Source organism: Flagellimonas olearia (assembly GCF_009184425.1).
Taxonomy (GTDB): domain Bacteria; phylum Bacteroidota; class Bacteroidia; order Flavobacteriales; family Flavobacteriaceae; genus Flagellimonas; species Flagellimonas olearia.
On the sequence record NZ_WELG01000001.1, the window covers coordinates 1 to 24,402 of the forward strand.

The 24,402-nt window shown below is 44.6% G+C and carries 20 protein-coding genes; 9 read left to right on the forward strand and 11 right to left on the reverse strand.

Annotated features, from left to right (window positions below; genetic code table 11):
• Window positions 1-128: 128 nt before the first annotated feature.
• Entirely contained in the window at window positions 129-773 is a 645-nt protein-coding gene (trhA, locus tag F8C76_RS00005) for a PAQR family membrane homeostasis protein TrhA (protein ID WP_152129918.1), read from the forward strand.
• A gap of 55 nt (window positions 774-828) precedes the next feature.
• Here the strand turns inward: trhA and F8C76_RS00010 are convergent, their stop codons facing one another.
• Entirely contained in the window at window positions 829-2,244 is a 1,416-nt protein-coding gene (locus F8C76_RS00010) for a cadherin repeat domain-containing protein (protein ID WP_152129919.1), read from the reverse strand.
• A 26-nt stretch (window positions 2,245-2,270) separates the two neighbouring features.
• On the opposite strand from F8C76_RS00010, the gene F8C76_RS18985 reads away from it, so the two are divergent.
• Window positions 2,271-2,396, forward strand: a complete 126-nt coding sequence (locus F8C76_RS18985; protein WP_283016247.1) for a hypothetical protein — start codon at window positions 2,271-2,273, stop codon at window positions 2,394-2,396.
• A 16-nt stretch (window positions 2,397-2,412) separates the two neighbouring features.
• On the opposite strand, the gene F8C76_RS00015 is transcribed toward F8C76_RS18985, so the two are convergent.
• Complete coding sequence (locus F8C76_RS00015; protein ID WP_129654067.1) at window positions 2,413-3,111, reverse strand: ZIP family metal transporter; 699 nt, start codon at window positions 3,109-3,111, stop codon at window positions 2,413-2,415.
• A gap of 56 nt (window positions 3,112-3,167) precedes the next feature.
• Between F8C76_RS00015 and F8C76_RS00020 the strand changes: the two genes are divergently transcribed.
• On the forward strand, window positions 3,168-4,340 hold the full coding sequence (locus F8C76_RS00020) for a THUMP domain-containing class I SAM-dependent RNA methyltransferase (protein ID WP_152129920.1): 1,173 nt from the start codon (window positions 3,168-3,170) through the stop codon (window positions 4,338-4,340).
• A 177-nt stretch (window positions 4,341-4,517) separates the two neighbouring features.
• Here F8C76_RS00020 and F8C76_RS00025 read toward each other — a convergent pair whose 3' ends face one another.
• Genes F8C76_RS00025 through rlmD form a run of 3 tightly spaced genes read right to left on the reverse strand, consistent with a single transcriptional unit; the run spans window position 4,518 to window position 7,218 of the window.
• A complete protein-coding gene (locus tag F8C76_RS00025; protein ID WP_152129921.1) occupies window positions 4,518-5,282 on the reverse strand; it encodes a DUF6048 family protein in 765 nt (254 codons plus the stop codon).
• Window positions 5,263-5,775, reverse strand: a complete 513-nt coding sequence (locus F8C76_RS00030; protein ID WP_152129922.1) for a DUF6452 family protein — start codon at window positions 5,773-5,775, stop codon at window positions 5,263-5,265. Before F8C76_RS00030 ends, F8C76_RS00025 begins: the two co-directional genes overlap by 20 nt.
• Before the next feature lie 30 nt (window positions 5,776-5,805).
• Entirely contained in the window at window positions 5,806-7,218 is a 1,413-nt protein-coding gene (gene rlmD, locus F8C76_RS00035) for a 23S rRNA (uracil(1939)-C(5))-methyltransferase RlmD (RefSeq protein WP_152129923.1), read from the reverse strand.
• 224 nt (window positions 7,219-7,442) lie between these two features.
• On the opposite strand from rlmD, the gene rocD reads away from it, so the two are divergent.
• A complete protein-coding gene (gene rocD, locus F8C76_RS00040; RefSeq protein WP_152129924.1) occupies window positions 7,443-8,687 on the forward strand; it encodes an ornithine--oxo-acid transaminase in 1,245 nt (414 codons plus the stop codon).
• 6 nt (window positions 8,688-8,693) lie between these two features.
• On the opposite strand, the gene F8C76_RS00045 is transcribed toward rocD, so the two are convergent.
• The 3 genes from F8C76_RS00045 to F8C76_RS00055 form a co-directional block, all read right to left on the reverse strand.
• Entirely contained in the window at window positions 8,694-9,746 is a 1,053-nt protein-coding gene (locus F8C76_RS00045; RefSeq protein WP_152129925.1) for a S66 peptidase family protein, read from the reverse strand.
• 82 nt (window positions 9,747-9,828) lie between these two features.
• Entirely contained in the window at window positions 9,829-11,100 is a 1,272-nt protein-coding gene (locus F8C76_RS00050) for a carboxypeptidase-like regulatory domain-containing protein (protein ID WP_152131412.1), read from the reverse strand.
• Window positions 11,101-11,260: 160 nt separating this feature from the next.
• Window positions 11,261-13,726, reverse strand: coding sequence for a M14 family metallopeptidase (locus F8C76_RS00055; RefSeq protein ID WP_152129926.1), 2,466 nt, complete (start codon window positions 13,724-13,726; stop codon window positions 11,261-11,263).
• A gap of 161 nt (window positions 13,727-13,887) precedes the next feature.
• Between F8C76_RS00055 and bshC the strand changes: the two genes are divergently transcribed.
• Window positions 13,888-15,489, forward strand: coding sequence for a bacillithiol biosynthesis cysteine-adding enzyme BshC (bshC, locus tag F8C76_RS00060; RefSeq protein WP_152129927.1), 1,602 nt, complete (start codon window positions 13,888-13,890; stop codon window positions 15,487-15,489).
• Between the two features lie 207 nt (window positions 15,490-15,696).
• Here the strand turns inward: bshC and pgmB are convergent, their stop codons facing one another.
• Window positions 15,697-16,356 carry a beta-phosphoglucomutase gene (gene pgmB / locus F8C76_RS00065; protein WP_129654075.1) on the reverse strand — a complete coding sequence of 220 codons (660 nt, stop codon included), beginning with the start codon at window positions 16,354-16,356 and terminating at the stop codon, window positions 15,697-15,699.
• 244 nt (window positions 16,357-16,600) lie between these two features.
• Here pgmB and guaA point away from each other — a divergent pair, with 244 nt between their 5' ends.
• Genes guaA through F8C76_RS00085 form a run of 4 tightly spaced genes read left to right on the forward strand, consistent with a single transcriptional unit; the run spans window position 16,601 to window position 21,177 of the window.
• The gene (guaA, locus tag F8C76_RS00070; RefSeq protein WP_152129928.1) at window positions 16,601-18,133 is read left to right on the forward strand and encodes a glutamine-hydrolyzing GMP synthase; all 1,533 of its coding nucleotides are present in this window, start codon (window positions 16,601-16,603) and stop codon (window positions 18,131-18,133) included.
• The gene (locus tag F8C76_RS00075) at window positions 18,130-20,274 is read left to right on the forward strand and encodes a LysM peptidoglycan-binding domain-containing protein (protein WP_152129929.1); all 2,145 of its coding nucleotides are present in this window, start codon (window positions 18,130-18,132) and stop codon (window positions 20,272-20,274) included. The genes guaA and F8C76_RS00075 overlap by 4 nt, the downstream gene beginning before the upstream one ends.
• On the forward strand, window positions 20,252-20,656 hold the full coding sequence (locus F8C76_RS00080; protein WP_152129930.1) for an OsmC family protein: 405 nt from the start codon (window positions 20,252-20,254) through the stop codon (window positions 20,654-20,656). The genes F8C76_RS00075 and F8C76_RS00080 overlap by 23 nt, the downstream gene beginning before the upstream one ends.
• Window positions 20,644-21,177 carry a DUF922 domain-containing protein gene (locus F8C76_RS00085; RefSeq protein ID WP_152129931.1) on the forward strand — a complete coding sequence of 178 codons (534 nt, stop codon included), beginning with the start codon at window positions 20,644-20,646 and terminating at the stop codon, window positions 21,175-21,177. The genes F8C76_RS00080 and F8C76_RS00085 overlap by 13 nt, the downstream gene beginning before the upstream one ends.
• 124 nt (window positions 21,178-21,301) lie before the next feature.
• Here the strand turns inward: F8C76_RS00085 and F8C76_RS00090 are convergent, their stop codons facing one another.
• Both F8C76_RS00090 and F8C76_RS00095 read right to left on the reverse strand, forming a co-directional pair.
• The gene (locus F8C76_RS00090; protein WP_211372084.1) at window positions 21,302-22,915 is read right to left on the reverse strand and encodes a sulfatase family protein; all 1,614 of its coding nucleotides are present in this window, start codon (window positions 22,913-22,915) and stop codon (window positions 21,302-21,304) included.
• Window positions 22,916-22,953: 38 nt separating this feature from the next.
• Entirely contained in the window at window positions 22,954-24,237 is a 1,284-nt protein-coding gene (locus F8C76_RS00095; RefSeq protein WP_249042325.1) for a TrkH family potassium uptake protein, read from the reverse strand.
• Between the last annotated feature and the right edge of the window lie 165 nt (window positions 24,238-24,402).

The window sequence follows — 24,402 nt, forward strand, 5'->3', positions numbered from 1 at the left end:
ACACCAGGTGGGAGAGTAGGTCGCCGCCTTCCTCAAAGCCCGATACATAACGTATCGGGCTTTTTTGTTCCTGAAAATTTAATATGGTGCTTATATTTGTACCCTAATATCTCTTAAAGCGTTTATTCTTGCCCCAAAAATCAAATCCGGTTTTATTAGAGGAAAAATGGAATGCGTACTCGCATGCCCTTGGTATTGTGCTGGCTCTTTTTGGGAGTGTAATTCTTCTTCAAAAACATATCAGGGATACACCGTACCTTTTTGGAAGTGTTTTGGTGTATTGCATATCGTTGGTACTGTTGTTTACAGCATCAACAGTATACCACTCCGTACAAGATCCAAGGTTGAAGAAGAGACTAAGGATTTTGGATCATATCAGTATTTATTATTTGATAGCCGGTACGTATACCCCAGTATGTCTTACCGTACTTTTGCCCTCCAAAGGATGGCTGTTGTTTTTTTTGGTCTGGGGAATCGCCTTGTTTGGAACGATGTTAAAACTGTTTTTTACAGGCAAGTTTGAGGTATTTTCTTTGGTGCTTTACGGTGTTATGGGCTGGCTTATTGTCATTGATGTTCCCTTTTTGGTTAAGCACCTTTCAGCAACAGGATTGTTTTATCTATCGTTTGGAGGAGCCTTTTATACCTTGGGCATTGTCTTTTATGCCGTTAAAAAAATACCGTTTAACCATTTTATCTGGCACCTTTTTGTGCTGGGTGGGGCCATGAGCCATTGGTATTTGGTGTCTCTATTGTTTGGTAACAACTCATAAAAAAAGAGGGCGAAAACTCGCCCCCTCTGCAGTTAATGATTAGGTTGGTTGTTTTTTAGAATAGGTAGGCGGGTACAAAGACCAACGCATTGAGCTGATCAGGGCTTATACTGATTTGGGCAATATGTTTTAGCAGGTTATTGGTTAAATCCACTTCAGCAATATGGGTAGAGCCATCTGCATCATCAAGGCAAAGAGCGTACAGTTTACCATTTTGGTCACTAACCAAGTTCCTGATGTAATAATCGTCTACATTGGTGTTTACAAAACCATCTAGGTCCAAAGCAATGGTTTCGCTGATTTCCCCATTGAGATTGGATTTATGAATGGTGGCAGAGATATCCCCTACCCATACTTCGCTGGTGGTATCACCATACGTAAGACCTAGACCGCAGCATAAATCGGCACCAGTAAAGCTTATGGGCACTGTATCTGTACCATCCGTGCCAAAGCTTATCAAAGACTCACCTGATCCTTGACCAAGCGACATGGTGGCCAAAATGTTTCCCTCTGGGGTCATGACCAAATCGGCCAATCCAGCCCAAGCGTCATTGGGATTGCTATTGATGGTGGTCGCTTGCATGGTTGACAAATCCACGGAGTGAAGCATAGACTTTTCCATGGCATATTTTGCGGTGGAAACATACAATTTACGATCCGCGTAGTTGTAGATGGCACCACGTACGCGCAAAAGGTCTTCCCCGTCCAGGGTTATTATAAAGGCCTCGCTCTTTGTACCAAGATTAAGATTTAGTGTGTAAAATTGCCCCGTATTTCTATCTGATGTCAATATTTCCACCTTATCCACCACAGCAACCTTAATATCCAGATCAGTGCTGCCCACTACGAATTTAGCCAATGCTATATCCGAGGTTTGGGGTACGGGGCTGGAGTTTATCCAGGTAAAAGAAAAATCATCCTTGGAAATGTCCATGATCCCATTGCTGATGTTTACCAAAATCTCATCGCCTTCCGTAAGGTCGGTGGGTTTGTCCGTGGAATAGGAATCGCCGCCATCCGTGGAATAGAGGAAGGTCAAGTCTTCCGGGGCGGTATATCCCGTTTTGTCTATAATGGCTGTGACCACGTCCAACGTTTCTTCGGTCACGTTGATGGTAATGTTGGCCGTTTTGGCGACATCTTCAACCTTGGCCTGTACGGTGGCCGTAATGGTGGGATTGGTGGCAAACACAAAAACGGACGGGTCCGCTACGGTCAGCTGCCCCGAACTGGCATTGATGCTCAAAGCCCCTGATGGGGTTTGCCCCGTTAAGCTAAAGACCAAGGTCCCCGTATTGGTGCTGGCCGATACCGTGCCCAAGACTTGGTTTTCCACTGGATTTTCCTCAACTGAGGTCTCAAAATTGGAGATGGTAATCTCGGGATCCAAAACCTCGGGTCCATCATCCTTACGACATCCAAAATGTAGCGCTATCAAAAAAACGCTCAATACAATACTTACTTTTTTCATGATTTCTAGTGTTATGGAGTTATGTTATGAAAACCAAAGTATCGTATCGGAACCATGAAATATGTACCCAATTGACGGATGCCACATTTGGATTCACGGAATTGGGATATGGATTGACGGGCAATCTGGAGAAAAAGGAAAATAGGGCCTAATCGGCCATCAGGTATGCTACATATGCAGGGTAAAGTAGGCCGTGGCAATCCCCAAGATGATCACCAACAGTTTTTGAAGGTTAAAGGAATGTCCCTTCGAACTTTCAAAAAGGATAATGGTGGAAATATGGAAAAATACCCCAATGGCCAAGGCGGTCAATATATGTCCATAGCCTTGGAGTTTGGGCAACTGTGCGGACAAAAAGCTGCCCAAAGGTGTCATCAGGGAAAAGAAGACCACAAATAGGATGGCCCATGCCAGTCTCATTTTGGAATTGATCAAAAAGATACTGAGAATGATGGCAACCGGGATTTTGTGAATGATGATGCCATACAAAATGGAATTATTGTCGTGGATGGGGACCCCTTCCACCAATGCGTGGATGGATAAACTCAAAAAGAGCAGAATGGGAAACCGGTTCTGCTTGATATCGATATGCATGTGCCCATGTTCGGCCCCTTTTGAGAAAAACTCCAAAAAAATCTGGAGCAGGATACCGGCCAAAATATATAGGGCTATGGTCTTGGGGTCATGCCCTTCGTATACTTCGGGTAACAGCTCCAAAAAGGTGAGCGACAACAAAAATGCCCCGCTGAAGGCAAGGAGCAAATTGATGTTCTTGATATTCTTGGGCCGTGCGATGTACGCAAAAGCAAAACTGGCCCAAACGGCCAATATGGGAACAATATAGATGACGTAGACCGGAAAATCCATAAATAGGGTTGAAGGGTCAAAAATAGCCTATTTTTGCGGAAAGATTTTAGGAAAACATGGCAGGAAATTTTAAAATGTTGGCAAAGACCCTTTTTGGCTTTGAACCTCTTTTGGCCAAAGAGCTTCGGAACTTGGGAGCGGGAAATGTTGAGGAAGGTGTGCGCAATGTGTCTTTTGAGGGGGATACGGGGTTCATGTACAAGGCCAATCTGTGCCTTAGGACCGCATTAAAGATCTACAAGCCTTTGCGAACTTTCAAGGTGTACAATGAGAAAGATCTGTATAAGGCAGTGTACGACATCAACTGGTCCTCCATTTTTGGTCCGGACCAGACTTTTGCGGTGGATACCAACATGAACACTGAGATTTTCAACAACTCCATGTTTGTTTCGCTTAAGGCCAAGGATGCCATTGTGGACAAGTTCAGACGGGTGGAACGTGAACGTCCCAATGTGAGTACCCAAGATCCTGATGTACGGATTCATATCCATATTCATGATAACACCTGTACCGTTTCCTTGGACAGCTCTGGAAATTCATTGCACCAACGAGGTTATCGAATATCGACCAATATTGCGCCCATCAATGAAGTATTGGCGGCAGGTCTTTTGCTGAAGAGTGGATGGGATGGACTTACCGACTTTTTGGATCCCATGTGCGGGAGTGGCACTTTTTTGATTGAAGCCGCCATGATTGCCTGTAATGTCCCGGCCAACATCAATCGGGAATCCTATGCCTTTATGAACTGGAAGGATTATGATGCCGAACTGCACCAAAAAATTGTTGATGCCAGCTTGAACAAGGTTCGTGAGTTCCGTCACAAGATATTCGGTTATGATAAGGCGCCCTCTGCGGTTCGAAAAACCCAAGAAAATGTTGAGAATGCCAACCTCTCGGAATACATTACCGTGGAACGGAAAGATTTCTTCAGAACGGAAAAACCGGTAGACACAAAATTGCACATGGTCTTTAACCCTCCTTATGGTGAACGGTTGCCCATAGAGGTTGATGAGTTTTATGCCAAAATAGGGGATACGCTTAAACAGGAATATCCAGGAACGGATGTCTGGATGATAACCTCCAATTTGGAGGCATTGAAATATGTAGGGCTAAGGCCTTCAAGAAAAATCAAGGCTTTTAACGGAAAATTGGAAGCAAGATTGGTGTATTACGAGATGTATGAAGGTAGTAAAAAGGCAAAATACAATAAAGAAGATCAAGGAGCGTAAAAGGGGATTTTTCCACCTCAATTATAAATTGATTAACTTTACCCTAACCATTGGCTTAGGTCTTTGTTAAAGAATAAGCTAATTGACTCAAAAGAATAGAAGGATTATTCTAGACTAACTCAATTCAATTACCAAAAGGAGCCTGATGATTCAGGCTTCTTTTTTTTACATGACCCTTTAAGGTTCTTGAACTTCGGTAGTGGGTTTCTTTTTGTTCGACTTTTTGTAGAGCGGAATAAAATAGGAAAGGGTATAGTTATAGCTTACTCCAAAATTGCTACCATCGGTCACCTTGTTGAACCCAGGAATCCAAAGGTTGGGAAAGCGCTCATCCTCTTTGTTGGTGACCAAGAATCCCATACGGGCGCTCATGCCAATGAAAATGTTGGCAAAAAGCTCTGCTTTGACCCCTACCACAAATTCCAACCAAGAGGCACTAAGGCCACTATACTCCACATTGGGCTCCGAACCGGGTAAAAACCCAGGATTGTAGTAACGGTTACTATCAAAAATTTGATAGTCGTTCAAGGTTTGGCTAAAACTGGCCACGGCATATCTTCCTCCAATGGTTATGGCATTGTTCATCCCAAACCAATTTTCATAGGTGTTTATGTCGATCCCTGCTTTGATATAGCTCCCTGCGGTTTTGTAACTGTACAGGTCGGTACCGCCCAAATCCTCGTTTTGGGTTTTGGTTTCGTTCCCTAATTCGGCGGCCAAGTAAAGTTTTTGGGTAAGTCGATAGTCGCCCACCAGTTCCAGTCCGGTGTAGTCCTCATCCGCAAAGGAAAAAATAAGTCTACTGAGATCCGCACCGACACGCAAACCGTATTCCTGCTTATACTCCACAGTATCCTTGGCCTGAAGGTCTATAGGTTTACTCTGCCCAACAACCAGCAAGGGCAGTAGAATGGTAAAAAGACTAATGGAATATCTTGACATGGACGTTGTTGGAATTTTCTATGTTCTGTTGGACAATACGGATGTCCTGAATCCAATTTTCGGCACTTTCAGGCAAGGTTACGGAGACACCTTCATAATTTATCACAAAACCACAAGCTCTTGAGACAAAAGCCTCGTTTGTGGTATAGGAAACGGTCAATGTATCGATACTGCCAATTTCTTCCCCGGTTTCCCCATCATCTGCAGAGTTAGTAATAAAGGCAAATTGGGTACTGATGGCATCCCCACGAAGTGGAATCCCTATGGAGTCCAAATTATCGGAGCGGTCGGTAAAGGTGTTCACCGATTCATCCAAAATCACTTCCTTGATACGAAGGGAAGGAACCTCCTTGGTTGCGGTGGTATCTTCAATATCATAAAAACCAACGACGAGGAGGGGGGTATCGCCTTCCACACAAATATCATCCTTTTCACAAGAGGAAACATAAACGAGCACGGCGGTGATCAATGCAATGGGGAGAATTTTTTTCATTCCTGTATAAAGCAGATTTTTCATCAAAGATTATACCCGTTTTTCCAAAAGTACAACATTTTCAACGTGATGGGTCTGTGGGAACATATCCACCGGCTGAACTTTTACAACCTCATATTTTTCCTTCATCAATTCCAAGTCGCGCGCTTGGGTGGCACTATTGCAGCTTACATATACAATCTTTTTTGGGGCCACTTGCAAGAGTTGCTCCACGACCAGTTTGTGCATTCCGTCCCTTGGCGGGTCCGTAATGATCACATCAGGATGGCCATGTTGTGCTATAAACTCTGAATTGAACACGTTTTTCATGTCCCCCACAAAGAATTCCACATTGGAAATCTGGTTGTGTGCCGCATTGGCTTTGGCATCTGCAATGGCTTCCGGAACAGACTCCACTCCAATCACCTTTTTGGCTTTTTTGGCCACGAACTGGGCAATGGTACCGGTTCCGGTATACAGGTCGTAGACCAGTTCATTTCCACTCAGGTTGGCAAAATCCCTAGTTACTTTATAAAGTTCGTAAGCCTGCTCCGAATTGGTCTGGTAAAAGGATTTTGCATTGATTTTAAACTGCAACCCTTCCATTTCCTCAAAAATGTGGTCCCTGCCAGCAAAGCAAATGACCTCTTGGTCATAAATGGTATCGTTTTGTTTGGAATTGATGACGTAGAGTAGGGCAGTGATTTTCGGAAATTTTTGTTGGATGTGGTTCAAAAGCAATTCGCGTTGTTCCAAATCGTCCTCAAAAAACTGGAACAATACCATGATTTCACCAGTGGAAGTGGTTCTGATCATCATGGTTCGTAAAAGCCCTTCTTGCTTTCTTGGATTAAAAAAGGCCATATCATGTGCAACGGCAAAGCGTTTTACCTCCAATCGGATGGCATTGGAAGGATCTTCTTGCAGGTGGCATTTTTCAATATCCAAAATCTTGTCCCACATGCCCGGAATATGGAATCCGAGGGCATTTCTATGCTCAAAATCCGTGTTGGAATCAATTTCCTCTTGGGTGAGCCATCGGCTATTGGAAAAGGAAAATTCCATCTTGTTCCGATAGAAATACTGTTTTTCCGAACCCAGAATAGGGCTGATTTCGGGAAGTTCAAGATGACCAATGCGCTTGAGGTTGTTTTCCACCTCCTTTTGTTTGAAATGGAGTTGGTGTTCATAGCCCATGTGTTGCCATTTGCATCCTCCGCAGACCCCGAAGTGTTGGCATTGGGGAGTGGTTCGTTTGTCGGAAAGTATATGGAAATGGGTGGCCACCCCCTCAAAATACGCCTTTCGTTTTTTGGTGGTCATCACGTCCACCACATCGCCGGGAACGGCATTGGACAAAAAAATCACCCGTCCGTCAGGGGCCTTGCCCACGGTTTTTCCCTTAGCTCCCGCATCAACTACTTCGACCTGTTCAAAGGTCTGTCGCCTACTTTTTTTACGCATGGGGCAAAAGTAACTTCTTTTTGGTATTTGGCATTGCCCGAGGTCTTAAATTGCCCCTAAACTTTATGGTGAAATTGGATTTGACAAGCCTTGGTTTTGCGCAATAATTTGTAATTTGCGGGCACTTCTAGGGATGATTTCTCTCCCACGCTGCTTTTTCGAGTCTTCGAAAGAATAAAGGTATTGTAGGAATGGTTGTTTTATAAATTTTAATTAGAACTAAAATGGCTGTTTTAGAGCATTTAACGTCGCAGCAAGCGATAGATTTGGAAAACAAGTACGGAGCCCATAACTACCACCCGCTTCCTGTGGTTTTGAGTAGGGGTGAGGGAGTCTATGTCTGGGATGTGGAAGGTAAAAAATACTACGATTTTTTATCGGCCTACTCAGCGGTGAACCAAGGACACTGCCACCCCAAGATTGTTGGGGCCATGGTGGAGCAGGCCAAGACCCTTACCTTGACATCCCGTGCCTTTTATAACGATATGTTGGGAAGGTTTGAGGAGTATGCCACTTCTACCTTCGGTTTTGACAAGCTTTTGCCCATGAATACAGGGGCCGAAGCCGTGGAAACTGCTTTAAAGATTTGTAGGAGATGGGCGTATCAGAAAAAAGGTATCCCTGAGAACCAAGCCAAGATTGTGGTCTGTGAGAACAATTTTCATGGACGGACAACGACCATTATCTCTTTCTCCAACGACCCTGTGGCCAATACGGATTATGGACCTTATACGGAGGGATTCATAAAAATTGAATACGATAACCTAACCGCACTGGAAAATACCTTGAAAAGCAATCCGCATGTGGCGGGCTTTTTGGTGGAACCCATTCAAGGGGAAGCAGGGGTTTATGTGCCTTCCGAAGGATATCTGGCCGCTGCCAAAAGCCTTTGCGAAGAGCACAACGTCCTTTTTATAGCCGATGAGGTGCAAACTGGTATTGCCCGTACCGGAAAACTTTTGGCCGTGGACCATGAAAACGTAAAGCCAGATATCTTGATTTTGGGCAAAGCCCTATCAGGAGGTGCCTATCCGGTTTCAGCTGTTTTGGCCAATGATGGTATCATGGAAGTGATCACCCCAGGAAGCCATGGAAGTACTTTTGGGGGCAATCCGGTAGCTGCTGCTGTAGGCATGGCTGCTTTGGAAGTGGTCAAAGAAGAAGGATTGGCCCAGAACGCGGAGGAATTGGGTGCGTTGTTCCGGGAAGAACTCAACAAGTTTATCCCCACTTCGGATTTGGTGGTGAAGGTTCGTGGAAAAGGACTTTTGAATGCTATTTTGATCAATGATACCGAAGAAAGTTCCACTGCATGGGACCTATGCATGGCCCTTAAAGAAAATGGTCTTTTGGCCAAACCCACCCACGGAAATATCATACGGTTTGCACCACCTTTGGTGATGAACCGAGAACAATTAATGGAATGTGTTTCCATCATCATAAAAACGTTCAAGGAGTTTAAAAAGTAATTGGGATCAATAAACTGCGGATTCCAACAATTCCATGGTCATTTTATCTGCATTGAATGCCGCTTGGATACCTACGGGAACCGTAAAATTATTGGGAACATGCCCAAAGCTCATACCATAGGCTGCGGGCAATCCCAATGGAGCAATCCGGTCCATGATGACTTCTTTAAGCGTGAAATTATCTGTTTTCTTTTCCCGATCACAGCCTTTGCATACCCCAAAAACGATTCCCTTGGCTTTTGAAAAGGTAGGGCCTTCAATGAGTTGGGTGAGCATACGGTCTATACGATAGGGAGCTTCTTCCACATCTTCCAAAAAAACGAGTTTGTCGGTAAAGTCAATTTCGTGGGGAGTTCCTACCAATGCATTGACCAGGGTAAGGCTTCCCCCTGCCAATTCCCCTTGACAAGTACCAGGTGTAATGGTATATCGTTCGTACTCACTATTGTCCAGAAATTCGGGGTCTTTCAGCTTTACATTTTCTATGACCTGGGAATCCTTTCCCTTCATCAATACCTTTCGGAAGTATTTTTGACTATATGAATCGTCTATAGTGCTGCCTACGGGTCCGTGAAAGCATATCAACCCCGTTTCCCTGTAAATACCCTGAATCAACGCGGTAATGTCACTAAAGCCGATCAAGGCTTTGGGATTGTTTCGGATAATGTTGTAATCCAAGTAGTTAAGGATTCGGGTGCACCCATACCCGCCCCGGGCACACAGAATACCATCTATTTCTGGGTTGGCGAACATTTCGTGCAGGTCTTTTACCCGCTCTTCATCCGTATTGCTGAAATATCCATAATTTCCCAAAATTCTCGTAGTATGATAGGTTTTGAAACCCATCTCTTGTAGCGTGTCCAGTGCTCTTTGCAATACTTCAGGCTTTATGGCATAACCTGGTGCCACCAAACCTATGGTATCTCCCTTTCGTAGTTTTTTGGGTTTGATCTTGGATGGAAGGGTAGGTTGATTTTCATTTCCCATTCCGATTTTGGGAAGTAGCAATGTGGCCCCCATGGCAGAGGCCGATTTTAAGAAATTTCTTCTTTTGGACATGTGTTCAGATTAAAGTATACAAGAAACCTTGGCGTGGCCAAGGATGTGCCATAAAAATAAACGGAAAGTATGATTTTACCAACTATTTGCCCCGGCGCTCTATGCGACGAAGCTGTCTTTGGATTTTCTTGATGGCCGATTCAATGGATCTTTCTGGTTCTATAATGTTGTATTCGCCCCAAAAGTCAGGGTCGGAAAAACCAATGGCCTCATCACTTAGGATGATGGATTTTCTAATGCGCTCACGGTTTTTGGGCAATTTCCCGGTAATATTGGGTTCCCAGTCCGTCACGGCCATTTCCGCGGTCATGCTGTACACGGAATTGAACAGACGGTCTTCCCAATCCACTTTAAACTCTAGCATAACACTGCTATATCCATAATACCATTTCCCGTTTTTTTCACGATAATCAACCCGGTAAGATACCTCGGTGGGCCAGACATCAACACCTACGGGTTTTCTTCGGACAAAAAGCTGGGAGGCCAAATCCCTATCCGTAATATTCAGGGAATAGGTGGCACTGGTCAAGGTTTTATTTTCCACATCAATAAAAAGCTCCCCATGGTACAAAGGGTCCAAAATGGTTTCCCGTTGGTCGAATTTGATGACATAGATCAAACGGTCATTGATTCTAGTGGATCGGTCAAATGAGAATTTATAATTTGAGATGGAGCCATCGTCGAAAAGAAATTCGGGATACTTCATGATGTCCACATACAAGGCGTTGTACGGCCCTCCCTGAAGTTTTAATGCAACCGTGTCCAGTTTGCTGTAATCTGTACTTTTTCTGGCCTTGTAGAGTTCAACGGCGTCTTTTCGAATAGAGTTGTAGGGCGATTTGTATACACTGACAACAGCTTCGGAAAGGGATACATTTTTTCGGCGTTTGCGTATGGTCTCCCTGTAAAATGCAGTCATCAATGTAGGGTCGTCAAAATAATTTTCGTCTTTTCTGGCCAAGGTTTCCTTGACCAGGGCAGTGGCATCCTTAGGGGCATTGATATTGATTTCTGAAAGCTCGGTTATCGAAATCAGCAATGAAATCTTGTTCTTTTCAGGGTCAAGGGTGGAGAGGGGTAGGGTCTTGCTCTTGTACCCCAAAAAAGATACAATGATATTGGCGTTGGTGATATCTTTGGGGACCTTGAGCAGAAAATTTCCCTCCGTATTGGTAATGGTACTGATGTTGGTGCCTTCCACGGAAAGTGTGGCAAATACCAAAGGCCGGTTGGTGGATTCATCGACCACCTCGCCCTGATACTGATTGAAATCGACTGAAGGGTCATCCTGAAAAGCCACTGCCTTTGAAGGAGTCAATAACACGCAGGCCCATAGTAAAACCATTCCTGGCATGATGATTTTTCCTTTGGAAAGAACATTGTTGAAGTGTTGGGAAGCCATACCTATTTACCTAAAGATTTACTTTTAAAGGTACAAAATTTTGAAATCCCATTAATGATGGAAAATCTTAAAATAATAGACTTTTTAGTTTGATAATCAGGCAAAAAGCAGCTTAGTCCACCATAAAAAGGGCGTTGGCGAAGAATAACTTTCCGTTCTCCCAAAATCCTCGGAAAAGGGGATTGTCAACCATATACACCACCTGGCCCCTGCCAAAGTTCTCCACACCATACACCAAAGATTCCCCTATGCTCTCTTGGGCTATGCTTCCCGCGAATCCAGAAAACGGTTTGGTGGAACGGTCAATGTAAACGGCATTACCATTCTTCAAATAGTTATAACCTGCATTGCCCAATTTTAAGGTAAAATAGTCATTGCCATAGCCATAGGCCAAAGGATGGGTGTTGTCTACCTTGGTCTTGAAAATGGCTCCTGTGATAGCCGTTTTGATCCGTTCCCTTTCCATATTCTTATGGGGACTGGGTCTATTTTCTGTAGAGTCGCCCTCAACTTCCTTTTTGGCAATGCCAAATCCATCCTCTCCGTCAATAGCGTCAATGGCTCCTCCCATGGCAATGAGTTTTCCTCCTTTTCTTACCCAGTCGCGAAGCCTTTTAAGCTGCTTTCCATTGAAATGATCGTTGTACCGTCCACCAGGTAAGATCAAAATATGGTACTCATCCAAATCCACCGTTGCGGCATAAGAGTCATCAATTACCGTTAATGGATAGTGTAATTGTTGTTCAAAGAAATGCCAAATTTCCCCAAAACGAAGGGTAGAGGTAGGACCTCCGGACAAAATGGCGACCTTGGGTTTGGAGATCATGGTAACATATCCCGAACCAAAATCCTTGCCGGAGTCCACAAAACCCGTATGGGCTGGGGTAAAGTCCACTTTGTGTTTGGAAGCCACATCCATTAAGGAAGCGTAAAAATCAGATTGGTGCTCATTGTCCCCTTTGGTGACAATCAAAGTGCCGCGGTCATAGGATTTTCCTTCCATGGTAAAAGGATGGTCCGCTTTCCTTACACGGATGCCTCGGGTCAAAAGCTCGGCCAAAAAACGGGCGTCCTTCATGCTGTTCCAATCAAAAAGATAGGCATAGGCCTGGTCATTGGGTTTTCCAACGGATGAGCTCACCACAGCATCTTGGGCTTGGCTGGCCGGAGTGGCATTGACCAAGGCAGTGGATGCAATGGCATCCAATCCATAGGCATAGGGCAAGGACCACGCAGTGATATCATAGGTAAGCGAATCGCTGAGTTTGGCGTTGGGTTCAAACAATACCTTGACCAAGGTGCCCTTGGTTTGATTGGTTGAAACAACCAAACTGTTCGCAGAGGTTGACATACTTCCATTGCTTCCGGTATTGTAGTTAAAACCTTTGACCGAACTATTGGAAGGATGGCCATATGCGATCTTGTGCTTGTCCAACAACGCTTTCAAGGCATCAATTTTGTCCTTGTTTCCATTGAGGACATAACTTTTGTACTTGAAATTCTGATTTTGATAGAATTTTTGAAACTCTGTATTCAGTTTTTCGGCATTTTGCGAAGAAACTTCCACGGTGGAAAGCCCTGTGGTAAAGTGGTGGGCAATACGGTCTTTTAAGGTAAGGGTATCCCCAATGCGGGTAATAATGCCCAGCCCGGCACGGCCACTGCCTCCTTGTTCATAGGTCATGCCAATGGCGCCATTGTAGGTGGGATAGGTGTCCCCATAACTTGGATAAAAAAGGTCGAAAACCTCCTTGGTAAAGTAAAACCATCCATTGGCATCGAAATATTTGGCATGGTTTCGCCCCAAAATGGTTTGAAAATTCCGTTGAAAGTCGGTGATCACTTCATGATAGGGTTCTGCCGCCGGGGCAAAATAGTAAGGGTTGTCCACTCCTTGTTCGTGAAAATCCACATGAACGTGGGGCAGCCATTCATTGTAAACTTTTATACGTTGCTGACTTTCAACCTGTGTCAACCAGGCCCAATCACGGTTCAAATCGAACATATAGTGGTTGCTTCGTCCATTCCACCAACCTTCATGATGCTCCTTACTATTGGGATCTACTTGGTTTGGTGTGTTCTTATATTGATTGTACCAATTGCTGTATCGATCACGACCATCCGGGTTGATACATGGGTCCATGATTACCACAGTGTTTTCCAGATAAGCACTTTTGGCGGTCAAAAGCTCATAAATGGTCTTCATGGAAGCCTCTGTGCTCACACTCTCATTACCGTGCACGTTATAGCTTAGCCAAACAATGGCCTTGGAGTTGCTGCCCGAGCCTTGGGTGCTCTTTAAGTGTTCCTGTCTAATGGATTCCAAATTGGCCATGTTCTGGGCCGAAGAGACATAGACCAACAATAAAGGTCTTCGCTCATTGGTTTGACCATAAACGGTGAGTTTTACCCTATCCGGGGCCTCATTGGCCAAATATTCATAATAATCCACCACTTCGTGGTGACGGGTAAATTCCGAACCCAATTCATACCCCAAAAATTCCGAAGGGGATTTTAGTTGTTGGGCCGTTACGGAAAAAGTGAATAGTACAGTGAGGGAAAATAAAAATCTTGTCATGTAAGGGTCAATTAGTCGTAACCAAATCTAACAATAAATTGATTGGCAGTCATATTTTTTTGTTCAGCTGGGGATTTGAAGGGCCAAAAAATGTAATTAACGTATTTTTAGGATGAGAAAAAAAGAAGAGGGCTATCTTTGATCACCTCATTTCAGTTTTAATGGAAGTAGATTGTATACCCTTTAAGGAAACCGGTTATTTCTCCAAGCTCATTTGTGATTATTTGGACCAACGGAAAGACTTGCAGCCATTTTATAACCGATTCCCCCTACCTGAAAATTTTGCGGAACAAATCAAGGAAAAGGAGGCAAATTATGCCTTTGCCCATAGGGCAACCTTGGTACAATCCCTACGCAAACAGTATAAGGGCATCACAATTTCTGAACATACCGAAGCAAACCTGACCGCGTTGAACGCGAAAAATACGTTTACCGTGGTGACCGGGCATCAGCTGAACCTGTTTACGGGACCTTTGTATTTTTTGTACAAGATTGTCTCCACCATTAATCTGACCAAGGAATTGGGTCGGTTATATCCCGATCATCAATTTGTCCCGGTGTATTGGATGGCCACTGAGGACCATGATTTTGATGAGATCAATTATTTCAACCTGAACGGCAAGAAAATACAATGGAACCGCTCTGCTTCCGGGGCCGTGGGTATGTTGGACACCAAGGGCTTGGATGTGGTTTTTGAAACCGTATCGGCGGAATTGGGGAAAACAGGAAATGCGGAAAACTTGAAGGCTCTTTTCAAACAGGCATATTTGGAGCATTCCAATTTAACAGAGGCCACCCGCTATTTGGTGAACGAACTTTTCGGGGAACATGGTTTGGTGATTGTTGATGGGGATGATATTGCCTTGAAGAGGTTACTGGTTCCCTATGCGGAAAAAGATATTTTTGAACAGATTCCCTTTCAAAAGGTAACCGAATCAATTGGGGCCTTGGAGCAAGTTTCCACGGACTATAAGGTACAGGTGAACCCGAGGGAAATCAACTATTTTTATCTTAAGGAAGGACTCCGCGAGCGAATTGTGGCAGAAGGGGACACTTATCAAGTGCTGAATACCGACTTAAAGTTTTCGGAACAAGAATTGCGTGAGGAGCTGCATGCATACCCGGAACGGTTTTCTCCCAATGTGATCGCAAGACCCTTATACCAAGAAGTAATATTGCCCAATCTCACCTATATTGGAGGAGGAGGCGAATTGGCCTACTGGTTGGAATTGAAATCCTACTTCAATGCCATGGATATCACTTTTCCCATGTTGTTGCTTCGTAACTCGGCCTTGGTCATCACAGAAAAGCAGGCTGAAAAGATAGAAAGGTTGGATCTGAAAGTGGCCCACCTTTTTCTAAAACAGAATACGTTCATCAACAAGAAAATCAGGGAAATCTCCAATATTGATATTGACTTTTCCCCACAGAAAAAATACCTGGAGGAGCAGTTCAAACACCTGTACGAGTTGGCAGCTGAAACCGATAAAAGTTTCTTGGGAGCTGTAAAGGCCCAGGAGGTCAAGCAGAAAAAAGGGTTGGACGCCCTGGAAAAAAGACTGCTAAAGGCACAAAAACGAAAATTGAAAGATCAGGTCATACGCATGACCGATATTCAAAACGAGCTTTTTCCGAATAAGTCCCTACAGGAGCGGCAGCTTAATTTTTCTGAACTCTATCTGGAACTAGGTGAAAGTCTCATACCAAGCCTTTTGGATTCTCTTGATCCATTTTCTGGAGCGTTTTCAATTTTGAAATACTAGTAGTTCTCAGGAGGGATTTAGGAATTAGTAAAAAAATCAAATAGAAAGTAGGGTATTTTTCTTGGTAGTTGTTATACTATTGAAAATTGCTATGAAGATTTAAATAATGAGTTGGTTAACTCATATGTTTAGGTTGGTTTTGATTTTATTGAAAAGCCCCGGAGTGGTTCCCGGGGCTTTTTGCTTTTTCTATATTTTATATTTCTGTCAGAACAAGTCTGCAAAATGCGACTTTATCTCAAACAAGGTCGCTTCTTTCATGGTGTCAAACCTCAGGTCTGCATGGCCCACACGGTCCTTTGGTCCAATTCCTACGCTATGGAACCCTCCCGTTTTGGCGGCATCAATCCCTTTTTCGGCATCTTCCACCACGATGCAATTGTTGGGGGGCAGCTGAAGTTTTTCAGAGGCATAGAGGAAAATATCGGGTTCCGGCTTGCTCTTGGATACGCTGTTGCCATCACCGATCACATCAAAATAGGGCATGGCGTTCAATTGCTGCAAAACTTTAAGGGCATTTTTGCTGGCACTGCCCAAGGCAACACTAAAACCCTCCGTGCGCAGATGTGTCAATAACTCCCTCGCCCCGGGTAAATAATCCTCGGGGGTCATTTGGTCCAGACTGGCTACGTAAATGTCATTCTTTTTAGTGGCTAGGTCAACAATGGTTTTCTCGTCCAATGAGACCTTGTTGTGGTCCATAATGACTTTGATGGAATCCATCCGCGATATTCCGCGAAGCTTCTCGTTGACCTCGCGATCAAACTCCCAGCCCATTTCATCGGCCAGTTTTTTCCAGGCTTCAAAATGTAGCTCGGCAGTGTCGGTAATCACGCCATCCAAATCGAAAATGAATCCTTTGATCATGGTTTGGTTTATTTAGCAACCGCAAATAAATGACTAAAAATGTTAAGAAAAAAACTACAAAACGTTATGTTCATTTCAAAAGATACTGAATTTTTGAGCAGCTATTGGTTTGAATTTTAAAAATGGATGCCCACTTTCCTGAAAACTGGTGACAAAGGTTTGGCTCTGCATAACTTTTGAAAAGTTGTCATAAATATCCTTTAAAAGATCCTTTTCCAAAAAAACCAAATTGCTATTTTTGCCCATGCATAACAACGTACTCATCCTAGACTTTGGTTCCCAGTACACACAATTGATCGCAAGACGCGTAAGGGAACTCAACATTTACTCAGAAATAAAACCCTATAACAAGCTTCCCGAGGATTTATCGGAATACAAGGCGGTTATCCTATCAGGGTCTCCATCGTCCGTGAGGGCAGAGAATGCCCCGCACCCGGATTTGTCGGAGATCAAGGGCAAGAAACCCTTATTGGGCATCTGCTATGGAGCCCAATACCTGTCCCACTTCAATGGGGGAAATGTGGCACCTTCCGCTACACGGGAGTATGGCCGGGCCAATCTTTCATTTGTCAAGGAGGGAGAAGACTTTTTGGAAGGTCTGGGTAAAGGAAGCCAAGTATGGATGAGCCATAGTGATACCATTAAGGAACTCCCTGAAGGAGCTGTTAGACTGGCCAGTACCCATGATGTGGAGAATGCCGCCTATAAAATTGAAGGAGAGACCACCTACGGGATCCAATTCCACCCTGAGGTGTACCATACCACAGATGGAGCCAAACTGTTGGAAAACTTTTTGGTGAACATCGCCGGATTGAAGCAAGATTGGACGCCAGATGCCTTTGTGGAAACCACTGTGGAGGAACTAAAGAAAGAAATAGGGGACGAAAAGGTAATTCTTGGACTTTCCGGAGGTGTGGATTCCAGTGTGGCGGCCATGTTGCTGCACAAGGCCATTGGAAGTCATCTCCATTGCATTTTTGTGAACAACGGATTGTTGCGGAAAAATGAGTTCGAAAGTGTATTGGACCAATACGAACACATGGGGCTCAATGTGAAGGGAGTTGATGCTTCGGCACGCTTTTTGGACGCGTTGAAAGGAGAATCGGACCCGGAGAAGAAACGAAAGATCATTGGAAGGGTCTTTATTGAGGTCTTTGATGACGAATCCCACAAAGTGGAAAATGCAAAATGGTTGGCCCAAGGTACCATTTACCCCGATCGGATTGAATCCGTTTCGGCCAGTGGTGGGCCCTCCGCGGTCATAAAAAGTCACCATAATGTTGGTGGACTTCCAGATTATATGAAGTTGAAGGTTGTGGAGCCTTTGAAGATGCTGTTCAAGGATGAGGTGAGAAGAGTGGGGGCAAGCATGGGCATGGAAGATTTCATTTTGGGTAGACACCCCTTCCCTGGTCCCGGATTGGGAATCCGTATCTTGGGGGATATCACCGCCGAGAAAGTGGCCATTTTACAGGAAGTGGATGCCATTTTTATTGATGGATTGAAAAAATGGGGACTTTATGATAAGGTCTGGCAGGCCGGAGCCATGCTTTTGCCCGTAGATAGTGTAGGGGTCATGGGAGATGAACGTACCTATGAAAAATGTGTGGCCCTGCGAGCGGTGGAAAGTACCGATGGAATGACGGCAGATTGGGTGAATTTACCCTATGAATTTTTACAAAAGACCTCAAATGATATAATAAATAAGGTCAAGGGCGTTAATAGAGTAGTGTACGACATTAGCTCTAAGCCACCTGCAACTATAGAATGGGAATGAAAAAATATATCTTACAATTGGGCTTGGCGGTCATTTTTATGACCTCTTTCCAAGCTTTCGCGCAAGAATATGCAACACACGCCGTAAAGGAGGGAGAGACCTTACAGAGTATCTCCCAACAATATAGGGTTACGCCTTATAGCATTTTACAGGCCAATAAGGAAATCAAAAGTGCTTCGGATGTAAAACCGAATATCATTTTGGTGATACCATTGAAGGGCCCTATTGTTCAAAAAGAGAAACCCAAGGAAGAGGAACAGGAAGAAATTAAACCCATAGGGTTTACCCGCCACCGGGTACGAAGAAAGGAAACCCTTTTTGGACTCACGCAGAAATACGAGATTACCGAAGAGCAATTGAAACGCTATAACCGTGAGTTGTATTCTGAGCCCCTACAAAAAGGAATGGTGCTACAGATTCCCCAATTCCCTGAGATGGACCCGGAAGATGAACGCGAATTGGATTTTGAAACCTATACCGTTCAGCCCAAAGAGACCCGTTGGAGTATTGCCCATAAATATGGAATTACCGTGGACAGTTTATTGGTCTTGAATCCTGATTTGAGCAAGACTTCCAATTACTTGGCTGCTGGGCAAGAATTGAAGTTACCCCGTCCCAAAGGAGATAGCTTAAAGGAACAACAAGTGGAACTCTTCACTTCTTATACAGTACCTCCCAAAATGACCCTGTACAGTTTGGGCAAGGAATATGGAGTTCCTTCGGATTCCATAGTCAAGTTGAACCCAGAGATCATGGCTCAAGGTGGGTTAAAAGAAGGAATGGTAATTCGTCTTCCCAAAAAACGTGATACTTCTGGGGAGGTAAACACGGATAATTTCATTTTTTATGAGGTGAAACCCAAACAGAACATCTTCAGGCTTACCCAAAACCTAAAGATTTCCCGAGAGGAGCTTTTCCGTTTGAACCCAGATCTGGAGAACGGCCTTAAGGCCGGAATGGTACTTAAATTGCCCAAGGAAAGAGCGGAAGGACTACAAGTGAAAAATGCACTGGTATTGGATAAGGTGAATCTGGTGGACAGTATCAATCTTGAAAATAAGCCCAAAGTGGTCTTTATGTTGCCGTTCAGGTTAGATCGTATCGACCTTAATGATACTAAAAAGACCCAAAGTCAGATTGCTACAAGAAGGGATTTGGCGCTAAGCCTTGGATTTTATTCGGGAGCCTTGGTTGCCTTGGATTCCATTAAAAAGCTGGGGGTTTCGGTGGATGTGAAAACCTATGATACCGAACTGAGCCAGGCCAAGGTGAAGGAAATCCTTTTTAGGGAGAACCTACAGGGCGTAAATGCCATTATAGGGCCAGTGGCTGCTGGTGCCCTGAACGAAGTTGCCGTTGTGGCCGCTTCCAAGAACATACCGGTAATTGCCCCAGTGGCTTCGGATAGTGAGTTGAGCCATAGCAATGTGTTCTTTTCGGTGCCTAGGGAGCAAATACTTCGTGAGAAGATGCTTTCCTACATGAAAAAAATCCATAATAACGAAAATGTGATCATTATTGCGGATGCAGAACATCAGGTAGCCCATGATTCTATTTTGAGCAAGTTTCCAGCGGCCCAGATTGCAAAAATCATCGACAATAAATCCTTGCATTTAGATCGGTTTCTATTAAAATTATCTGAAACCAAGGAAAACTGGGTGTTTTTGGAAACCGACCAGCCCAATATGATTTCCAGTGTGACCTCCATTTTGAACTCGGCCATTACGGAAGACGTTAAGGTGCGTATGTTCACCACGAGCTATAACAACAATGCTTATGAGGACGATGCCGTGTCCAACACCCATTTGTCCAACCTAAGATTTACTTACCCCTCATTTTATAGGGAAGCAGGGAACGATTTCTTTACCAAAGCGTATCAGAAACGATACAATGGTTTACGACCCGATCGGTATGCGGTCCGTGGGTTTGATATGACCTATGATGTGTTGTTGAAACTGGCGCACAAGAACAATCTTTTTGAAACTTCCAAGATCATAGGCCAGACGGAATATACAGGAAACAGTTTTGATTATATCAACGATTGGTCGTCTGGGTATTTTAACAGGGCCTGTTACATCATGGAGTATGATAATCTACAAATCAAAGAAGTGAAACAGGATGACCTCAAAAGTAACCTATAACGGCAACCTCAGGACCACCTGTGTCCATATACGGTCGGGTAACGAGTACATCACCGATGCTCCTGTGGACAACAACGGGAAGGGAGAGGCCTTTTCGCCAACGGATACCGTGGCCACGGGATTGGCCAATTGCATGATGACCATGATGGGCATCAAGGCTAGGGATATGGAGGTGGATTTGACCGGTTCCACCGCTGAGGTGACCAAGCATATGGCTGCCAATCCAAGACGGATCTCAAAGATTGAGGTGAAATTGGAGCTGCCGGCCCATGTTTCGGAAAAGCATCGGAAAATATTGGTGCATACGGCCAATACATGCCCTGTACATTACAGTCTTCATCCCGATATTGAACGTGTAATCGATTTTCATTGGGTAAAATAGCAACCATAGGATGTTTGTTGCTCCTTGGTTTTTTGGGTTCTGCACAGGAAATTGAGGAGGGTGTCCCTTGGGATGCCGGCAAACGTCTGGTTTGGGCCGATTTTAAGGGGAAAGTGCCCCCGGCAGCCGTTCCTGCCGCCACAACGGCCAGTGGCATCAGTTATACCTACTCCGCGAATTTGATGTACCATGAGGTAAAACTGGATTATGAGGTGACCGCCTATTTCTATCCCAATGAATCATGGTACAAACGTGAGCTCGCTAATGATACCATTTTGAGCCACGAACAGTTGCATTTTGATATTGCCGAGCTCTTTGCCCGCAAGATGCGAAACCGATTGGACCGCACTTCCTTTTCCGATAATGTAAAGGCCGAGGTTCGGGAAATCTATCAAGAGATTTTACAGGAACTCAAAGAGTTTCAGGAAGCCTACGATTGGGAGACCAACTTTTCCCGAAATGTGGAAAAGCAATTGGAGTGGAACGCCAAAATTGCCAAGGAACTTCAGGTAGTGGAATAATTCCCCAACGAGGGTTCGCGTATTTTCCGAAGGAAAATGTATCGAGAACTTGTTTCCAATTCTCGATACGATTTTTTCCGTTGCACGTCAAAAATCACTCGAACCGACGAGCAAACGCCATGTTTTATTTCTTGTATTTATCGATGAACTTCTGGTCCAGTTCCTCGGAATCCTTGTACTTCACCCGCAGGGCCTTTAATTCTTCCTTCAATTCCTCCCGAATTTCAGCATAGGCAGGGTCATCGTACACATTTTGCATTTCGTGGGGGTCTTTGGCAAGGTCGTACAACTCCCATTCATCCACATCATGGTAAAAATGAATCAACTTGTACTGTTTGTTAGCCATACCGTAATGGCGTTTAACCATGTGTTCCGCAGGATATTCGTAATAATGATAATACACATTTTCCCTGTCCCACTGTTCCAAATTCCCGGTCAAGATGGGCATTAGGCTTTCCCCCTGCATGTCATCCGGAATAGCGGCACCGGCAGCCTCCAAAAAGGTTTGGGCAAAATCCAGGTTTTGGACCATTTCATCGCTGGTGATACCAGGTTTTATGGTATTGGGCCAACGAATCAATAAGGGCGTTCCAAAGGATTCTTGGTACATGAACCGCTTATCGAACCATCCGTGCTCACCCAAGTAAAACCCTTGGTCAGACGTATAGACCACCAAGGTATTGTCAGCCAAATTGGTTTTATCCAAATAGTCCAGTACCCGACCCACATTGTCGTCCACCGAGGCGATGGTGGCCAGATAATCCTGCATATAGCGTTGGTATTTCCAGCGGGTCTTTTCGGTATCGTCCATATTTGGCCATTTGGCCTTGAAATCTTCGGCAATGGCATCCAAAATGGGGAGGTACTCCGCTTGTTGTTCCTCGGTGAGGCGCGCCACTTCCCCACGACTGAAAAGCGGTCCGTTCCTAGGGTCAGTGTTCATGCCCAGCTCATCGGCAAGCTCGGGATAGACCTTGCAGTCGTAGCTGAGGAGCATGTGCTTAAAAATGTTCATCTCGGCGGTACGAGCCGCGGTGCCCCTACCCGTATAATCATCAAAAAGAGAGGCAGGTTCAGGGATTTCCTTTTCCAGATAGGCCTTGAACTTGTCCGCTTTGGGCCACCATGGGCGGTGTGGGGCCTTGTGCAGGTACATCATCAAAAACGGTTTTTCTGGGTCCCGTTTTTGGTCCAGCCACTCCAAGGTCATGTCGGTGATGATGTCCGAGGCATAACCCATTTTTTGAATGGTATCTCCCTTGGGCGTGATAAAATCCGGATTCATGTAGCGACCCTGCCCGGGTACGATCATAAACTCATCAAAACCCTTGGGGCTGTTGCCAAAGTGCAACTTGCCGAACATGGCTGTTTGGTAGCCCGCCTTTTGCAGCAACTGCGGAAAAGTGACCTGCGTGGTATCAAAAGGGGAGATGTTGTCTATTTTTCCATTGATGTGGGTATGCTTTCCGGTCAAAATAGTGGCCCGCGAAGGCGCACAGATGGAGTTGGTGACCGAGGCATTGGTGAACAACATGCCCTCCTTGGCCAAACGGTCTATGTTGGGGGTCTGTATCAAGGTGGTGTCATAGGCGCTGATGGCTTGGTAAGCATGGTCATCGCTCATGATGAACAAGATGTTGGGCCGGGACTTGGTGGTTTCGGCTTTTTGGGTGGACTCTTTGCATCCCATGATAAGGGAAAAACAAAGAAGGGGTAATACGGTCAATCTTTTTTGCATGGATGGTCTATTCATAAAAATTGTTTCTTGGTCAGGTTCTATACTGCCAAATCCTCTCTTCTGTGGGTCCTCTCATTTTTGCCCTTGTTTTTCAAGAGGGCAAACCCAAACGTCAAAACCCCTACGCGACCTATGAACATCAATATAATGATGAGTATTTTGCCCATAGCGGACAATTCGCCCGTGATGCCTGTGCTTAGGCCCACGGTGCCCAAGGCCGAAGCCACTTCAAACAGGATTTTGTCAAAACCAAAAGGCTCGGAATAGGTCAGTAGAAAGGTAAACAAAAAAATAAGACTGGTGTAGAGGATAAAGGTGGAGGTGGCCACATATAATCTATCAATAGGGATGGTGCGCTTTAAAAAGGACACCTTTCGTTGGCTGAACAGTCTACTCTTTAAAACAGAGATCATGGCAGTGAGAGTGGTGATTTTCATCCCCCCAGCGGTTCCCGATGGCGATGCTCCCACATACATCAAAAAGATGACCAAGAGCAGAATGGGCAAGGACAAACCTCCCGTGGAAATGGTGTTGAAACCTACTGTGGTCATGGCGGTCATGGCCTGAAAAAAAGATTTCATCAAGGGACTTCCGGATTCGGCGGTCATCATGGGCTCGGTGGTATAAATCAAAAGGGTTCCCAACCCCAGTAGCACCAAAAAGCCATACACAATGATCTTGGTGGTAAAGGAAATATGCTTGGACCGGCCGGTGACTCTATACCAAAGGTCCGTGATGACAATAAAACCCAACGATCCAGCAATGGACAGTATAGAAATGGTGATATTGATCCAGGTATTGTTGGAAAGACTTTCAAAACTATCGTTGAAAAGTCCAAACCCGGCCGTACAAAAAGTGGACACACTGTGGAATATGGAAAACCAAACGGCCTTGGGACCGGGCATTCCCATTTGGTGGAATGAGATAAAGAACGCCACGGCCCCCAAGGTTTCCATGACCAGGGTGAACACAATCACACTTTTAATAAAATCATTGATCTTAATGGTGTTGGGCAGGGTGAATTCGGTGCCAATGATCTTTTGGTGCCAATGGGTAATGCGCTTGGTGGTGAACAAGAGGTAATATGTGGTGAGGGTCATATACCCAATGCCCCCGATCTGGATCAGCAACATGATCACTAACTGCCCCAGAAAATTGTAGGAATCATAGATGCTGATGGTGACCAGTCCCGTGGTGGATATGGCAGATGTGGAGGTAAAAAGATTGTCCAAAAAGGGTATGCGCTCCTTGTGCAAAAATGGCATGGAAAGTAGCACAAAACCTAAAAAGGCATACAAAAAAAAGCCCCAAACTAGGTTCATTTGGGGCGATTTGCTTATCTGGAACTTAAGGTATCTGGTTTGAAATTTATCCAACATGGTCTTCAGATTCTGAATAATGGGATCAAAGCTACGATGGAATGTTGACTTTACGGAAATATTCCTTGAAAATCCGTTTCTGCCCATTGATATGATCCGTTATCAGGA

Excerpts from the sequence above, each read along its gene's own strand:
- F8C76_RS00010 (WP_152129919.1), bottom strand. The coding sequence starts at position 2,244 with ATGAAAAAAGTAAGTATTGTATTGAGCGTTTTTTTGATAGCGCTACAT.
- F8C76_RS18985 (WP_283016247.1), top strand. The coding sequence starts at position 2,271 with ATGAAAACCAAAGTATCGTATCGGAACCATGAAATATGTACCCAATTG.
- F8C76_RS00015 (WP_129654067.1), bottom strand. The coding sequence starts at position 3,111 with ATGGATTTTCCGGTCTACGTCATCTATATTGTTCCCATATTGGCCGTT.
- F8C76_RS00020 (WP_152129920.1), top strand. The coding sequence starts at position 3,168 with ATGGCAGGAAATTTTAAAATGTTGGCAAAGACCCTTTTTGGCTTTGAA.
- F8C76_RS00025 (WP_152129921.1), bottom strand. The coding sequence starts at position 5,282 with ATGTCAAGATATTCCATTAGTCTTTTTACCATTCTACTGCCCTTGCTG.
- F8C76_RS00030 (WP_152129922.1), bottom strand. The coding sequence starts at position 5,775 with ATGAAAAAAATTCTCCCCATTGCATTGATCACCGCCGTGCTCGTTTAT.
- rlmD (WP_152129923.1), bottom strand. The coding sequence starts at position 7,218 with ATGCGTAAAAAAAGTAGGCGACAGACCTTTGAACAGGTCGAAGTAGTT.
- rocD (WP_152129924.1), top strand. The coding sequence starts at position 7,443 with ATGGCTGTTTTAGAGCATTTAACGTCGCAGCAAGCGATAGATTTGGAA.
- F8C76_RS00045 (WP_152129925.1), bottom strand. The coding sequence starts at position 9,746 with ATGTCCAAAAGAAGAAATTTCTTAAAATCGGCCTCTGCCATGGGGGCC.
- F8C76_RS00050 (WP_152131412.1), bottom strand. The coding sequence starts at position 11,100 with ATGCCAGGAATGGTTTTACTATGGGCCTGCGTGTTATTGACTCCTTCA.
- F8C76_RS00055 (WP_152129926.1), bottom strand. The coding sequence starts at position 13,726 with ATGACAAGATTTTTATTTTCCCTCACTGTACTATTCACTTTTTCCGTA.
- bshC (WP_152129927.1), top strand. The coding sequence starts at position 13,888 with ATGGAAGTAGATTGTATACCCTTTAAGGAAACCGGTTATTTCTCCAAG.
- pgmB (WP_129654075.1), bottom strand. The coding sequence starts at position 16,356 with ATGATCAAAGGATTCATTTTCGATTTGGATGGCGTGATTACCGACACT.
- guaA (WP_152129928.1), top strand. The coding sequence starts at position 16,601 with ATGCATAACAACGTACTCATCCTAGACTTTGGTTCCCAGTACACACAA.
- F8C76_RS00075 (WP_152129929.1), top strand. The coding sequence starts at position 18,130 with ATGAAAAAATATATCTTACAATTGGGCTTGGCGGTCATTTTTATGACC.
- F8C76_RS00080 (WP_152129930.1), top strand. The coding sequence starts at position 20,252 with ATGACCTCAAAAGTAACCTATAACGGCAACCTCAGGACCACCTGTGTC.
- F8C76_RS00090 (WP_211372084.1), bottom strand. The coding sequence starts at position 22,915 with ATGCAAAAAAGATTGACCGTATTACCCCTTCTTTGTTTTTCCCTTATC.
- F8C76_RS00095 (WP_249042325.1), bottom strand. The coding sequence starts at position 24,237 with ATGAACCTAGTTTGGGGCTTTTTTTTGTATGCCTTTTTAGGTTTTGTG.